This window comes from Duganella sp. GW821-FHT07G03 (assembly GCF_059418605.1).
In genome coordinates this window covers 232838-246638 of the sequence record NZ_JBWKQE010000008.1, presented here as the reverse complement: position 1 = coordinate 246638, position 13801 = coordinate 232838, and the positions used below count along the sequence as shown (strand labels likewise).

Annotated in this window: 13 protein-coding genes; 11 read left to right on the top strand and 2 right to left on the bottom strand. The window is 64.9% G+C overall.

Features of this window, described 5'->3' with window-relative positions; genetic code table 11:
• Nucleotides 1–162 precede the first annotated feature (162 nt).
• Nucleotides 163–1071 carry a LysR family transcriptional regulator gene (locus tag AC07OK_RS13660; RefSeq protein WP_494690800.1) on the bottom strand — a complete coding sequence of 303 codons (909 nt, stop codon included), beginning with the start codon at nt 1069–1071 and terminating at the stop codon, nt 163–165.
• A 106-nt stretch (nt 1072–1177) separates the two neighbouring features.
• Between AC07OK_RS13660 and metE the strand changes: the two genes are divergently transcribed.
• The 4 genes from metE to minE all read left to right on the top strand — a co-directional run bounded on the left by metE (nt 1178) and on the right by minE (nt 5566).
• Nucleotides 1178–3547 carry a 5-methyltetrahydropteroyltriglutamate--homocysteine S-methyltransferase gene (gene metE, locus AC07OK_RS13655; protein ID WP_494690799.1) on the top strand — a complete coding sequence of 790 codons (2370 nt, stop codon included), beginning with the start codon at nt 1178–1180 and terminating at the stop codon, nt 3545–3547.
• 150 nt (nt 3548–3697) lie between these two features.
• Nucleotides 3698–4468, top strand: a complete 771-nt coding sequence (minC, locus tag AC07OK_RS13650) for a septum site-determining protein MinC (protein WP_494690798.1) — start codon at nt 3698–3700, stop codon at nt 4466–4468.
• Between the two features lie 28 nt (nt 4469–4496).
• Nucleotides 4497–5312 (top strand): septum site-determining protein MinD, encoded by an 816-nt coding sequence (gene minD / locus AC07OK_RS13645; RefSeq protein ID WP_026334797.1) that lies wholly within the window; start codon nt 4497–4499, stop codon nt 5310–5312.
• 2 nt (nt 5313–5314) lie between these two features.
• Complete coding sequence (minE, locus tag AC07OK_RS13640; protein ID WP_008443622.1) at nt 5315–5566, top strand: cell division topological specificity factor MinE; 252 nt, start codon at nt 5315–5317, stop codon at nt 5564–5566.
• Nucleotides 5567–5579: 13 nt separating this feature from the next.
• On the opposite strand, the gene AC07OK_RS13635 is transcribed toward minE, so the two are convergent.
• Entirely contained in the window at nt 5580–6092 is a 513-nt protein-coding gene (locus AC07OK_RS13635) for a hypothetical protein (protein ID WP_494690797.1), read from the bottom strand.
• 238 nt (nt 6093–6330) lie between these two features.
• Between AC07OK_RS13635 and AC07OK_RS13630 the strand changes: the two genes are divergently transcribed.
• The 7 genes from AC07OK_RS13630 to AC07OK_RS13600 all read left to right on the top strand — a co-directional run bounded on the left by AC07OK_RS13630 (nt 6331) and on the right by AC07OK_RS13600 (nt 13799).
• Nucleotides 6331–7020, top strand: coding sequence for a response regulator transcription factor (locus tag AC07OK_RS13630; protein ID WP_494690796.1), 690 nt, complete (start codon nt 6331–6333; stop codon nt 7018–7020).
• Between the two features lie 106 nt (nt 7021–7126).
• Nucleotides 7127–8401, top strand: coding sequence for a glutamyl-tRNA reductase (gene hemA, locus AC07OK_RS13625; RefSeq protein ID WP_494690795.1), 1275 nt, complete (start codon nt 7127–7129; stop codon nt 8399–8401).
• 96 nt (nt 8402–8497) lie between these two features.
• Nucleotides 8498–9574 carry a peptide chain release factor 1 gene (gene prfA, locus AC07OK_RS13620; RefSeq protein WP_494690794.1) on the top strand — a complete coding sequence of 359 codons (1077 nt, stop codon included), beginning with the start codon at nt 8498–8500 and terminating at the stop codon, nt 9572–9574.
• Nucleotides 9575–9655: 81 nt separating this feature from the next.
• Nucleotides 9656–10123 carry a disulfide bond formation protein B gene (locus AC07OK_RS13615; RefSeq protein ID WP_494690793.1) on the top strand — a complete coding sequence of 156 codons (468 nt, stop codon included), beginning with the start codon at nt 9656–9658 and terminating at the stop codon, nt 10121–10123.
• Nucleotides 10123–10962: a peptide chain release factor N(5)-glutamine methyltransferase gene (prmC, locus tag AC07OK_RS13610; protein ID WP_494690824.1), complete on the top strand. Its 840-nt coding sequence runs from the start codon at nt 10123–10125 to the stop codon at nt 10960–10962. Before AC07OK_RS13615 ends, prmC begins: the two co-directional genes overlap by 1 nt.
• 182 nt (nt 10963–11144) lie before the next feature.
• Nucleotides 11145–12743, top strand: coding sequence for a glutamate--cysteine ligase (gshA, locus tag AC07OK_RS13605; RefSeq protein ID WP_494690792.1), 1599 nt, complete (start codon nt 11145–11147; stop codon nt 12741–12743).
• A 12-nt stretch (nt 12744–12755) separates the two neighbouring features.
• Entirely contained in the window at nt 12756–13799 is a 1044-nt protein-coding gene (locus AC07OK_RS13600) for a histone deacetylase family protein (RefSeq protein ID WP_494690791.1), read from the top strand.
• The last annotated feature ends 2 nt before the right edge of the window (nt 13800–13801 follow it).

The window sequence follows — 13801 nt, the reverse complement described above, 5'->3', positions numbered from 1 at the left end:
CGTCGCCGCGAGAACTTTCCCAAGGTTTGACAAGGTTTCTCTAGCAGCATCCGTGCCAACGACCAGCAGTCGTTGGGCACCCATCGTAAGCGTCGCACATGGTGGCAACTTTGACTTGCGTCAAAGGCGCCGCATTCATTTTGAAGAAACAATATCAGTCTGTCACGATAATAATTTGATACCGTCCAGCGTGCTGGCGCACTGTTCGCGTATCACGTTGACGAAGTCGAGCACGTAAGCCTTGTGCTTCTGCGCCTCCGGCACCGACACGAACAAATCGCTCCACAAGCCCTGCTCGCCGATCGGCTTGGCGATCACGTAGTCGTAATCGACGTAGTTCTTGATCGCCCAGTTCGGCAGCGCGGCGATGCCGCGGCGGCTGGCCACCAGTTGCAGCACCGCCACCGTCAGCTCGGCGGTGCGGCGTTCGAATTGGATATTGGCCGGTTGCAGCACTTCGCGAATCAGGTCGATGCGGCTTTCCGGCACCGGGTAGGTGATCAGCGTTTCGCCTTCAAAATCAGCCGCTTGCAGGCGGCGCTGGGCCGCCAGCCGGTGCTTCTGCGCCATCACCACCAGGATTTCAAAGCGGAACAGCGGGAAAGTGGCGAAGTCCGGGCCGTAGGGCGATCCGATCACCAGGTCGGCGGCGCCGCTGCGCAGCAGCTCGGCCGGCTCGCTGTGGAAGCCCGACACCAGGTCGATTTCCACTTCCGGCCAGCGTTTGCGGAATTCATCCATCACCGGCATCAGCCAGTCGAAGCAGGTATGGCACTCCAACACCACGCGCAACTGGCCGGTGTCGCCCTGGGTCAGGCGCGCCACTTCGCGCTCGGCCGACTCGATTTCCGGCAGCAGCAGATCGGCCAGCTTGAGCAGCCGGGCGCCAGTGGCGGTAAACCCGATCGGCACGGATTTTCGCTCAAAAAGCGGCCCACCGTAGCGATCTTCCAGCAACTTGATCTGATGCGACAGGGCAGACTGCGTCAAATTCAGCAGTTGCGCAGCACGAACCAGACTGCCGGCGGAACGGAGGGCACTCAGGGTGCGCAGGTGGCGTATCTCTAGCATGGTCTATTAAAATTTTTCATGTGAAGCAGCAAAATCTTTCGTTTTGATTATAGACCGGATTGCCGCACACTTTATATCACCAATATTAAATGCGGATGACATCAAAATGACAACATCGAATAAAGCCATACAAAGCCACGTTCCGGGCTTTCCACGCATCGGCGCGGCGCGCGAATTGAAGTTCGCGCTGGAGGCCAACTGGCGCGGCGAACTGCCGGACGCCGACCTGGAAAACGTCGGCCGCGAACTGCGCGCCCGCCACTGGGCCCTGCAGCAGCAGGCCGGGCTGGACTTCGTCACCGTCGGCGATTTCGCCTTCTACGACCAGGTCGCCAACCACATCCAGCTGCTGGGCTGCGAACCGTCCCGCTACGGCTTCAGCGCCGATCAGTCGCAATTGAGCCGCTATTTCGCCATGGCGCGCGGCAATGGCGCCAAGGTCGAGCCGGCCGCCTGCGGCCACGACCATGCGCACCACGACGGCCAGGCGCACGCCTCGGCCGCGCTGGAAATGACCAAATGGTTCGATACCAACTACCACTACCTGGTGCCGGAATTCACGCCGGAAACCGCCTTCTCGCTGGCCTGCGAGCGCCTGTTCGACGAAGTGAACGAAGCGCTGGCGCTGGGCCATGCGGTCAAGGCCGTGCTGCTGGGACCCTTGAGTTTCCTGTGGCTGGGCAAGGCCAAGGACGCCGGCTTCGATCGCCTCAGCCTGCTGGACCAGCTGCTGCCGGTCTACGGCCAGGTGCTGGACCGCCTGAAGGCGCAAGGCGTGCAGTGGGTGCAGGTCGACGAGCCCATCCTCGGCCTCGACCTGCCGGCGCCGTGGCGCAGCGCGTTTGAAAACAGCTATTGGCAGCTGAACCAGGTCGGCGTGCCGCTGCTGCTGGCCACCTATTTCTCGCCGCTGGAAGAAAACCTCAGCCTGGCCTGCCGCCTGCCGGTGGCCGGCCTGCACGTGGACGGCGTGCGCGCGCCGCAGGAACTGACCAGCATTGCCGACTGGCTGCCGGTGCACAAGGTGCTGTCGGTGGGCATCGTCGACGGCCGCAACATCTGGCGCACCGACCTCGACGCGGCGCTGGCCACCTTGGCGCCGATCGTGGAGAAGCGCGGCGGCAAGCTGTGGCTGTCGTCCTCGTGTTCGCTGTTGCACGTGCCGTTCACGCTGGCGGCGGAAACCGCGCTCGATCATGAAATCCGCTCATGGCTGGCCTTCGCCACCGAGAAGCTGGACGAGCTGTATGTGCTCAAGCAAGCGCTGCAGGGTGACGCCGGTGCCACTCCCAACACCGCCACCGCCGACGCGTTGGACGTCTCGCGCGCCGCCATCGCCAGCCGCCGCGCCAGCCCGCGCGTGCACCAGGACGCCGTGCGCGAACGCATCGCCGCGCTGCCCGCCGACGCCGACCAGCGCCGTTCGCAGTTCGTCCAGCGCCAGGCCGAGCAGCGCGCCCGCTTCAAGCTGCCGGCCTTCCCGACCACCACCATCGGCTCGTTCCCGCAGACGGCCAACATCCGCGCCGCCCGCGCCGGCTTCAAGCGCGGCGAACTGAGCGCCGCCAGCTACCACGCCAGGATGCGCGAAGAGATCGCCTACGCCGTGCGCCGCCAGGAAGATCTGGGGCTGGACGTGCTGGTCCACGGCGAAGCCGAACGCAACGACATGGTCGAATATTTCGGCGAACAGCTGCAAGGCTTCGTCTTCACGCAGCTGGGCTGGGTGCAATCGTATGGCTCGCGCTGCGTCAAGCCGCCCGTCATCTACGGCGACGTCAGCCGTCCGAAAGCGATGACGGTGGACTGGACCGTGCACGCGCAAAGCCTGACCGGCAAGCCGATGAAGGGCATGCTGACCGGCCCGATCACGATTTTGCAATGGTCCTTCGTGCGCGACGACCAGCCGCGCGCGCTCACCGCGCTGCAGATCGCGCTGGCGATCCGCGACGAGGTGGCCGACCTGGAGCAGGCCGGCATCGGCATCATCCAGATCGACGAGCCGGCCGTGCGCGAAGGCTTGCCGCTGCGCCGCAGCCGCTGGGACGCGTACCTGGACTGGGCCACGCGCGCCTTTCGCGTGTCGGCCAGCGCGGCGGCCGACGGCACGCAGATCCACACCCATATGTGCTACGCCGAGTTCAACGACATCCTGCCGCAGATCGCCGCCATGGACGCCGACGTCATCACCATCGAGACCAGCCGCTCGGACATGGAGCTGCTGAACGGCTTCGGCCAGTTCCGCTATCCGAACGAGATCGGCCCCGGCGTGTATGACATCCACTCGCCGCGCGTGCCGGGCCAGGCCGAGATGGTGCGCCTGTTGCAGAAGGCCAGCGCGGTGATCCCAGCGGCCCATCTGTGGGTCAATCCGGATTGCGGGCTGAAAACCCGTGGCTGGGCGGAAACCGAAACCGCGCTGCGCAACATGGTGGCCGCCGCCCGCCAGCTGCGCGCCGAGCACGCGATCTACTAAGCAATATCGTGGCGGCGGCCTGCCGGGCCGCCGCCATCCCGCATTTTTACTGGCCCAGTACGGTGCCAGCCCTCCCCATCCGTCGCTTTCCACAGTAAAATGCTCGTGCCTGCGCATGCGCGCGAGGTTAACCCTCTATTACTGTCGCCCATGTCCAAGAGCCTGTTTCAAAAGCCCATAGAAATTAAGATTTCCACCGTAGTCGCAGTCTCCGCCATCCTGTCCACGGCGGACCGCCTGGCCCTCGACGCCGCGCTGGCCGAAATGACCGGCGGCACCACCGACTTCTTCGAAGACGACCTGACCGTGATCGACGTCGCCGCGCTGCCGGCCGGCAGCGAGATCGACTGGGCCGGCATCATCGCCCTGCTGAAGAAATACCGCTTGAACCCGGTCGCCGTGCGCAACGCGCCGCCGGCCATGGCCGCCGAAATCGCCGCCCACGGCCTGAGCGTGGAAACCGCGACCAAGCCGCGCGAAGAGCAGGAGCCCGTAGCAGTGCCGGTCAAGGCCGCTCCCGCCGCTGCACCTGCGGCGCCCACCGCCGCAGCGGCCGAAGCCCAGCCCGGCAACGCCGGCGTGATGATCATCGACACCCCGGTGCGCGCCGGCCAGCGCATCTACGCGCGCGGCTGCGACCTGATCATCACCGCCGTGGTCAACAACGGCGCCGAGATCATCGCCGACGGCAGCATCCACGTGTACGCCACGCTGAACGGCCGCGCGCTGGCGGGCGCTTCCGGCAATGCCGAAGCCCGCATCTTTGCCATGAATATGTCGCCGGAGTTAGTCTCCATTGCCGGCGTTTACCGCACTTTTGAAGACGGCTTCCCGGCCGAATATGCACGTTCCCCTGCGCAAATTCGCTTGGTCGGCGACCGAATCGATATACTATCTGTCAATTCTGCAAACCGCGCTTGAGTAGCAACTCTCTGAAAAGGATTTTTTTGTGGCGAGAATTATTGTTGTAACGTCCGGTAAGGGCGGTGTCGGTAAGACGACTTCCAGCGCCAGCTTCTCCACCGGGCTGGCCATGCGCGGCCATAAAACCGCGGTGATCGACTTCGACGTCGGCCTGCGCAACCTCGACCTGATCATGGGCTGCGAACGCCGCGTGGTGTACGACCTGATCAATGTGATCAATAAAGAGGCATCGCTGACCCAGGCGCTGATCAAGGACAAGCACTGCGACAACCTGTTCATCCTGCCGGCGTCGCAGACGCGCGACAAGGATGCGCTGTCGGAAGATGGCGTGGAAGTCGTGCTGCACGAACTGATCAACATGGGCTTCGAGTTCATCATTTGCGATTCGCCGGCCGGCATCGAGCACGGCGCGCTGATGGCGCTGACCTTCGCCGACGAAGCCATCATCGTCACCAACCCGGAAGTGTCGTCGGTGCGCGATTCGGACCGCATCCTCGGCATCATCCAGGCCAAGTCGCGCCGCGCCCAGACCGGCGGCGAGCCCGTCAAAGAGCACCTGCTGATCACCCGCTACTCGCCGAAACGCGTGGAAGCGGACGAAATGCTGTCGTACGAAGATGTGCAGGAAATCCTGCGCATTCCACTGATCGGCATCATTCCGGAATCGGAATCGGTGCTGCACGCGTCGAACCAGGGTAACCCGGCGATTCACTTCAAGGGCACCGATGTCGCGGAAGCCTACGAAGATGTGGTGTCGCGCTTCCTCGGCCAGGAATTGCCGTTGCGCTTCACTAACTACGAGAAGCCCGGCCTGCTGCAGCGTATTTTCGGGAGCAAGTAATCATGGCCCTGCTTTCATTCCTGTTCCCGCAAAAACCCAAAACCGCCACCGCGGCCAAGGAGCGGTTGCAGATCATCATCGCGCGCGAGCGCAATGGCCGCAGCGGTCCGGACTTCCTGCCGGCGCTGCACAAGGAGCTGATCGAGGTGATTTCAAAGTACACCAAGGTCAACGCCGACGACATCAAGATCTCGCTGGACCGCCAGGGCAACCTGGAGGTGCTGGACGTGAACGTGGTGCTGCCGGACGCTTAGGCACACCGGCGCGCTACAGCGGCCGGGCGATCCCGGCCGTCACCAGTTCCTGCGCCACCTTGGCGCAGGCATCCACATGCTGGTAACCGATCTGGCTGAAGGCCACGAAGCCGATGCCGGCCGAGACCAGCTGTCCGGCCAGCGGCACCAGCTTGCCGGCTTGCCGCGCCACCGACTTCAGGCCGCTGCGCCGCAGCAGCTGCAACACCACTTCCCGCGTCACCAGTTTCCCCACCAGCATGCCGCCGACGCCGATCGCGGCCTCGTAGGCGATCAGCCGGAACTTCGGCTGCATGCGCTCGATCTGCTGCGCCGTCAGGCCGAACTCCTGGTTGATGTCGTCGATCAGCAGCGCGAACAGGCGCAGGTCGGACACCACGTCCAGCCCAGGGATCGGCACCGCCGCCACGCCGGCCGAGACCATCGCGCGCCGCCGCACCAGCCTGCGGCAACGCTCGCGCACGGCCGCGATATCGCGCTCAGTCCCCGGCACCAGCGTCCAATTTGTGTCTTTTTTCAGTCCCATGCGTGCTCCTCGCGGTCCACTGACTTTCTTTCCTTTTTTCAACTTCTTCATTGAATTCGGCGTTTTTCCAGTGTACCGTGTAATGGTTGTGCAGGTACGCACGGTGAATTATCGAGTTGTCGTCAAGGAAATATTAGTGCATTAAGAAAAATAATTAGCTATTTTGCTAACTATTTTTGTAAATCTCTGTTATATTTGTAGTGACTTCTCCTTAACATAATTTCCTACAGGCAGTAGTATGAGAATCGCCGTACTTGACAACGACCGCAGCCAAGCCGAACTGATTTGCCAGGTGCTGACCTCGGCAGGCCATGTCTGCCACAGCTTCCAGACCGCCAAGGACGTGCTGGCGCAATTGCGCAAGGACAGCTATGACATGCTGATCCTCGACTGGCAAGTAGTCGATCTCAGCGGGGCGGAAGTGCTGCGCCGCGCCCGCGAAAAACTGCCCGACAGCGCCCCGGTCTTGTTCCTGACCACCAGCTCGGGCGAGGACGACATCGTCGCCGGCCTGGCCGCCGGCGCCGACGATTACATGATCAAGCCGCTGCGCCGCAGCGAAATGGTGGCCCGGGTGCAAGCTTTGCTGCGCCGCGCCTACCCGGCGCAAAATGGCGCCGAACAATTACAATTCGGTCAGTATGTGTTCGAGACCCGTCCCGGCCGTTTGTTGATGGATGGCATCGTTTTGGACGTCACCCACAAAGAGTTCTACCTGGCACTGTTATTTTTCCGCAACATCGGCCGGCCGCTGTCGCGCGCCTACATCCACGAGGCGGTGTGGATACGCGAGACCGCCGTGCCGTCGCGCACCATGGACACCCACGTGTCCCGCGTCCGCAATAAATTGCAGTTAAAACCAGAAAACGGCTTCCGCCTGGTGCCGGTGTACAGCTACGGCTACCGCCTGGAAAAACTGGGCGCCTGATCGGACCTCTGATATGGCCGCTATGCTGCCTGGGATATAGGCAGCCACAGGCAACCTACGGGTACAACACGGTATAATGTCCGAACACTCAACGCACGGACCCGAAATGCAGCTGCTTGCCGTCGGCCTCAACCACAACACTGCCCCCGTCTCGCTGCGCGAGCAGCTGGCGTTCGCCCCTGAGCAACTGGGGCAGGCGGTGGTGGCGGCACGTTCCTGGTTCGAGCGCATCGACCATCGCGGCAGCGACGAGGCGGCCATCCTGTCGACCTGCAACCGCACCGAGCTGTACGCGGCCAGCCGGGTGCCCGATTCGCTCGACGCCGGCGCCCACTTCCTGGCCGATTTCCACAAGCTGAACTACGCCGAGCTGCGCCCGCACCTGTACCTGCTGCCGCAGCACGACGCCGTGCGCCACACCTTCCGCGTCGCCTCCGGGCTCGATTCGATGGTGCTGGGCGAGACGCAAATCCTCGGCCAGATCAAGGACGCGATCCGCACCGCCGACGAGGCGGGCGGCCTGGGCACCTATCTGCACCAGCTGTTCCAGCGTTCGTTCTCGGTCGCCAAGGAAGTGCGCAGCACCACCGAGATCGGCGCCCACAGCGTGTCGATGGCGGCCGCCGCCGTGCGGCTGTCGCAGCGCATCTTCGACAAGATCGCCGAGCAGAACGTGCTGTTCATCGGCGCCGGCGAGATGATCGAGCTGTGCGCCACCCACTTCGCGGCGCAGAATCCCAAGTCCATCACCATCGCCAACCGCACGCTGGACCGCGGCGAGATCCTGGCGCACCGCTTCGGCGGCCGCGCCATCCGCCTGGCCGAGCTGCAGGACAAGCTGCACCAGTACGACATCGTCATCTCCTGCACCGCCTCGTCGCTGCCGCTGATCGGCCTGGGCATGGTGGAGCGCGCGATCAAGGCGCGTCGCCACAAGCCGATGTTCATGGTCGACCTGGCCGTGCCGCGCGATATCGAGGCCGAGGTGGGCCGCCTGAACGACGTCTTCCTGTACACCGTGGACGACCTGGGCAAAGTGGTCCAGACCGGCATGGAAAACCGCCAGGCCGCCGTGGCCCAGGCCGAAGCGATCATCGAAACCCGCGTGCAATCGTTCATGCACTGGATCGACGACCGCGCCGTGGTGCCCATCATCCAGAGCCTGCAGGAAAACGGCGAAGCGCTGCGCCAGTTGGAACTGGAACGCGCCCGCAAGATGCTGGCCAGGGGCGAAGATATCGACGCCGTGCTGGAAGCCCTGTCCAAGGGCCTGACCGCGAAATTCATGCACGGACCGCAGCAGGCGCTGCACCGTGCGCAGGGCGAGGAACGCGCCCACCTGGCCGAGCTGCTGCCGCAGCTGTTCCGCGGCCGTCGTTAGCGCCACTGCCCGCCCCCGCGCCGCGCGCGCGCCACGCCGCCGCGCACTCCCCGCCGCCACCGCGGCATCTGCTCCAACTCCTTTACCGAATACGCTATGAAACCATCCATGCTGGGCAAGCTCGATCAATTGGCAAACCGCCTGGTCGAACTCGATGAATTGCTGATGACCGAAGGCGCGACCAGTAATATGGACGCCTACCGCAAGATGACCCGCGAGCACGCCGAACTGGGCCCGCTGGTGGTGCTGTACAAGTCCTACCAGGAAGCCGTGGGCGACCAGGCCGCCGCGCAGGAGATGCTGGCCGATCCGGAGATGAAGGACTTCGCGCAGGACGAGATCGAAGCGGCCAAGACCCGCCTGGCGGAACTGGAACTGGCGCTGCAGAAGATGCTGCTGCCGAAGGACGCCAACGACGAGCGCAACATCTTCCTGGAAATCCGCGCCGGCACCGGCGGCGACGAGTCGGCGCTGTTCGCCGGCGACCTGCTGCGCATGTACACCCGCTTCGCCGAGCGCAATCGCTGGCAGGTGGAAGTGGTGTCGGAATCGGCGTCGGACCTGGGCGGCTACCGCGAGGTGATCGTGCGCCTGATCGGCAACAGCGTCTACTCCAAGCTGAAGTTCGAATCCGGCGGCCACCGCGTGCAGCGCGTGCCGGCCACCGAAACCCAGGGCCGCATCCACACCTCCGCCTGCACGGTGGCGGTGATGCCGGAGGCGGACGAGGTGGAAGACGTCAACATCAACCCGGCCGACCTGCGCATCGACACCTACCGCGCTTCCGGCGCCGGCGGACAGCACATCAACAAGACCGATTCGGCCGTGCGCATCACCCACCTGCCGACCGGCATCGTGGTCGAGTGCCAGGACGACCGCTCGCAGCACAAGAACAAGGCGCAGGCGATGAAGGTGCTGGCCGCGCGCATCAAGGACGTGCAGCTGCGCGAGCAGCAGTCGAAGGAGGCTGCCACCCGCAAGAGCCTGATCGGCTCGGGCGACCGCAGCGAACGCATCCGCACCTACAACTACCCGCAGGGCCGCATGACGGACCACCGCATCAACCTGACCTTGTACAAGCTGGACTTCATCATGGACGGCGACCTGACGGAGCTGACCAACGCGCTGGCCGCCGAACACCAGGCCGAGCTGCTGGCGGCGCTGGGCGACTAAATCGAAGTTAACACCGGCCTAAGGCTGAAGCGACAACTTTGTGCGAGAATTGCCCGCTACTTCCATCGAATCGGATCACCCATGATACATACGCGCTCCCTGCTGCTGTCCATCGCCATCGCCTGCTTCGGCCTGATCGGCGTCGCCCTGTATTTGCAGATCGGCCTGGACATGCTGCCGTGTCCCCTGTGCGTGATCCAGCGCTACCTGTTCATCGCCATCGGCATCTGCTGCCTGGTCGGCGCCTACACCAAGCCCAAGCTGGGCGCCGGCCTGGGTCTCTTGGCCGCGCTGGGCGGCCTGCGCACCGCCGGCGAGCACCTGTATATCCTGGCCCATCCCGGCCTGTCGTGCGGCATCGACCCGGTCGAGACCTTCCTCAACAAGATCCCCACGGCGGCCTACCTGCCGGTGCTGTTCCACGCCGACGGCCTGTGCGAAGACGCGCTGGCGCCGTGGTTCGGCCTGTCGATACCGCAGTGGTCCTTCCTCGGCTTCGGCCTGTGCACGCTGGGCCTGGCCTGGCTGCTGATCCGCCGCGCGCGCTGATGATCTCGGACCTCGGCGCCATCACCGCGGGCGTCACCATCGGCGCGCTGCAAGTACAGTCCCTGCTGGACCCGCTGGACAACCGCGTGCTGCTGTGCCACGCGCTGGGCCTGTCACGCGTGAGCCTGATCACCCAGTCCGAACGCGCACTCGACGCCGAACAGGCCGCGCGTTTCGCCGCGCTGGTGCAGCGCCGCGTGGCCGGTGAACCGGTCGCCTACATCGTCGGCCAGCGCGAATTTTTCGGCCTGCCGTTTGAAGTCAACGGCGCTGTGCTGATCCCCCGTCCCGACACCGAGCTGCTGGTCGAACTGACCCTGGACCGCCTGCCGCCGCAAGGCCGCGTGCTGGACATGGGCACCGGCAGCGGCGCCATCGCCGTGGCGCTGGCCCACACCCGGCGCGACGCCGCCGTCACCGCGCTCGACGTCAGCCCGGAAGCGCTGGCCGTGGCGCGCCGCAACGCCGCCGCCAACAACGCCCACGTCAATTTCCTGCAAAGCGACTGGTACGCAGCGCTGCAAGGCCAGCCGCTGTTCGACGTCATCGCCTCCAACCCGCCCTACATCGCCAGCGGCGACCGCCATCTGTCCGAAGGCGACCTGCGCTACGAACCGTCCGGCGCGCTGACCGACCACGCGGACGGCCTGTCGGCGCTGCGCATCATCGTCGCCGGGGCCGCCGCCCATCTGAAGCCGCAAGGCTGGCTGCTGATGGAACACGGCTACGACCAGGCCGCCGCCGTGCGCCAGTTGTTGACCGAGCAAGCTTACAGCGAGGTGCAAAGCTGGACCGACCTGGCCGGCATCGAGCGCGTCACCGGTGCGCGGACGCACTGACAGCGCCATCCATACGCAATATTCTGGCTTTCAGCCACGTCTCCAAGTATTTGATAAACTAGCAAGCGATCTTCGGCGCCATCGGGACTTTGGGGCGGCGCCGACGCGATTGCCGGTTTTCGGTTAATCTCGCACCTCACGCTTTGATGCAACACTTGATGCACTACGAAAGGAAGATCCAATTGTCCAATCTATTGACTCGCCGCCTGGCCTTGCTGGCCCAGCCAGAGCACCGTCCGGTGCTGGGTGGCTTGCGTGGCATCGAACGCGAAACCCTGCGGGTGGACGCGCGTGGCCACCTGGCGGCGACGCCGCATCCGGTGGCCATGGGCTCGGCCCTGACGCACCCGCAAATCACCACCGACTACGCCGAAACGCTGCTGGAGTTCATCACCCCGGCCGAGGCGGACATCGCCACCACCCTCGCCAAGCTCGACGACATCCACCGCTACGCCTACACCAAGCTGGGCGACGAACTGCTGTGGAGCCAGTCCATGCCCTGCCAGCTGCCGGGCGAGGAAGACATCGAGATCGCCTGGTACGGCACCTCCAATATGGGCAGGCTCAAGCATGTCTACCGGCGCGGCCTGGCGCTGCGCTACGGCAAGGCCATGCAATGCATCGCCGGCATCCACTACAACTACTCGCTGGACGAACGCCTGTGGCGCGTGCTGGCCGAGCATGAGGGCAACGACAAGCGTCTGTCGCCGAAGTCCTTCCAGTCCGAAGCCTACCTGGCGACGATCCGCAACTTCCGCCGCTACAGCTGGCTGCTGATGTATCTGTTCGGCGCCTCGCCGGTGCTGTCGACCGGCTTCCTGCGCGGCCGTCCGCACAAGCTCGAAACGCTGTCCGACGACACGCTCTACCTGCCCTACGCCACCAGCCTGCGCATGAGCGACCTGGGTTACCAGAACGACGCGCAATCGGGACTGAGCCCGCATGAAAACTGCCTGGACAGCTACGTCGCCGCCCTGACCAAGGCCGTCAACCAGCCCTACGAACCGTATGCGGCGCTGGGCACCAAGCGCGATGGTGCATGGATACAGCTGAGCACCAACGTGCTGCAGATCGAGAACGAGTACTACTCCACCATCCGTCCCAAGCGCGTGATCCAGACCGGCGAACGGCCGATCCAGGCGCTGTGCGCGCGCGGCGTGCAGTACATCGAAGTGCGCTGCATGGACGTCGACCCGTTCGAACCGGTCGGCATCAGCGTGCAGACCGGCCGCTTCCTCGACGCCTTCCTGCTGTTCTGCGCACTGGAGGAAAGCCCGGCCATCGCGCCGGAAGAAGGCCTGCGCCACACCGAGAACTTCGCCCGCACCGTCAAGGAAGGCCGCCGTCCGGGCCTGACGCTCAACAGCGACAACGGCGAAATCAGCCTGCAAGCCTGGGGCCAGCAACTGCTGGAGCGCATCCGCCCGGTGGCGGCCCTGCTCGACGCCCAGCGCGGCGGCACCGTCCACGCCGACGCCATGGCGCAGCAGGCGGCCAAGCTGCTGGACGCCGACCTGACACCGTCGGCCAAGGTGCTGGCGGCCTTGCGCGCCAACGGCAAATCGTTCGCCGCCTTCGGCCTGGAACAAAGCAAGCGGCATGCGGCCTACTTCCGCAGCCATGCGCCGGACGCCGAACAAGCCGCCTACTTCGACGGCCTGGCCGCCGTCTCGCTGGCCGAGCAGGCGGAGATGGAAGCTGCGCCGCAATCGAGCTTCGACGATTACGTCGCCGCCTACCGCGCCAGCAACCTGTGCCACTCCAGCATGGACTGCGACTAAACAGGGGCCTCCTTGCTCACCTTCTACAACGAACTGCACGCGCAGCATCGCGGCCGCTACGAGATCTTCCGCGGCGAGATGGTGCCGTGCTTCGAAAAGCCGGAGCGGGTCGATTCCGTGCTGGCGGAGCTGGGACGGCGCGGCCTGGGCAAGATCGTCACGCCGCACGGCGTGCCGCTGATGTCGCTGGAGCGCATCCACACGCCGCGCTACCTGCACTTCCTGCGCGGCGCCTGGAACGAATGGCTGGCGCTCGATCCGGCCAACGCCGGCAAGGACGCCTTCCCCGCCGTCTGGCCGATACGCTCGCTGCGCGACGACATCGAGCCGGACAACTTCTGCGCCAAGCTGGGACTGTATTCGATGGACAGCGGCACGCCGCTGACGGCCGGCACCTGGACCGCCGCCAAGACCGGCGCCGACTGCGCGGTCAACGCCGCGCACGCGCTGCGGCTGGGCGAGCGCGGCGCCTTCGTGTTGAGCCGTCCGCCGGGCCACCACGCGGGCGCGGATTTCTTCGGCGGCTACTGCTTCCTCAACAACGCCGCGCTGGCCGCGCAGCACATGCTCGACGACGGCGCCCGCAAGGTCGCCATCATCGACATCGACTACCACCACGGCAACGGCACGCAGAGCATTTTCTACAACCGCGACGACGTGCTGTTCATCTCCATCCACGCCGATCCGCGCAACGAATATCCGTTCTACCTGGGCCACGCCGACGAGCGCGGCGAAGGCGCGGGGCTGGGCTACAACATGAACCTGCCGCTGGCGGCGGGCAGTTCGCCGCAGGCCTGGTTCGCGGCGCTGGAGACGGCCTGCATCCGCCTGGGCAGCTTCGCGCCGGACGCGCTGGTGGTGTCGCTAGGCGTCGATACCTTCGTCGGCGATCCGCTGTCGCGCTTCGCGCTGCAAAGCGCCGACTACCTGAAGATCGGCGAGCGCCTGGCCTGGCTGAACGTGCCCACAGCCTTCATCTTCGAAGGCGGCTACGCGGTCAAGGAGCTCGGCACCAACGTCGTCAACGTCCTCGAAGGTTACGAGACGGCGCTCTGACA

Coding starts and splice junctions, on each gene's coding strand:
- AC07OK_RS13660 (WP_494690800.1), bottom strand. CDS start 1,071: ATGCTAGAGATACGCCACCTGCGCACCCTGAGTGCCCTCCGTTCCGCC.
- metE (WP_494690799.1), top strand. CDS start 1,178: ATGACAACATCGAATAAAGCCATACAAAGCCACGTTCCGGGCTTTCCA.
- minC (WP_494690798.1), top strand. CDS start 3,698: ATGTCCAAGAGCCTGTTTCAAAAGCCCATAGAAATTAAGATTTCCACC.
- minE (WP_008443622.1), top strand. CDS start 5,315: ATGGCCCTGCTTTCATTCCTGTTCCCGCAAAAACCCAAAACCGCCACC.
- AC07OK_RS13635 (WP_494690797.1), bottom strand. CDS start 6,092: ATGGGACTGAAAAAAGACACAAATTGGACGCTGGTGCCGGGGACTGAG.
- AC07OK_RS13630 (WP_494690796.1), top strand. CDS start 6,331: ATGAGAATCGCCGTACTTGACAACGACCGCAGCCAAGCCGAACTGATT.
- hemA (WP_494690795.1), top strand. CDS start 7,127: ATGCAGCTGCTTGCCGTCGGCCTCAACCACAACACTGCCCCCGTCTCG.
- prfA (WP_494690794.1), top strand. CDS start 8,498: ATGAAACCATCCATGCTGGGCAAGCTCGATCAATTGGCAAACCGCCTG.
- AC07OK_RS13615 (WP_494690793.1), top strand. CDS start 9,656: ATGATACATACGCGCTCCCTGCTGCTGTCCATCGCCATCGCCTGCTTC.
- prmC (WP_494690824.1), top strand. CDS start 10,123: ATGATCTCGGACCTCGGCGCCATCACCGCGGGCGTCACCATCGGCGCG.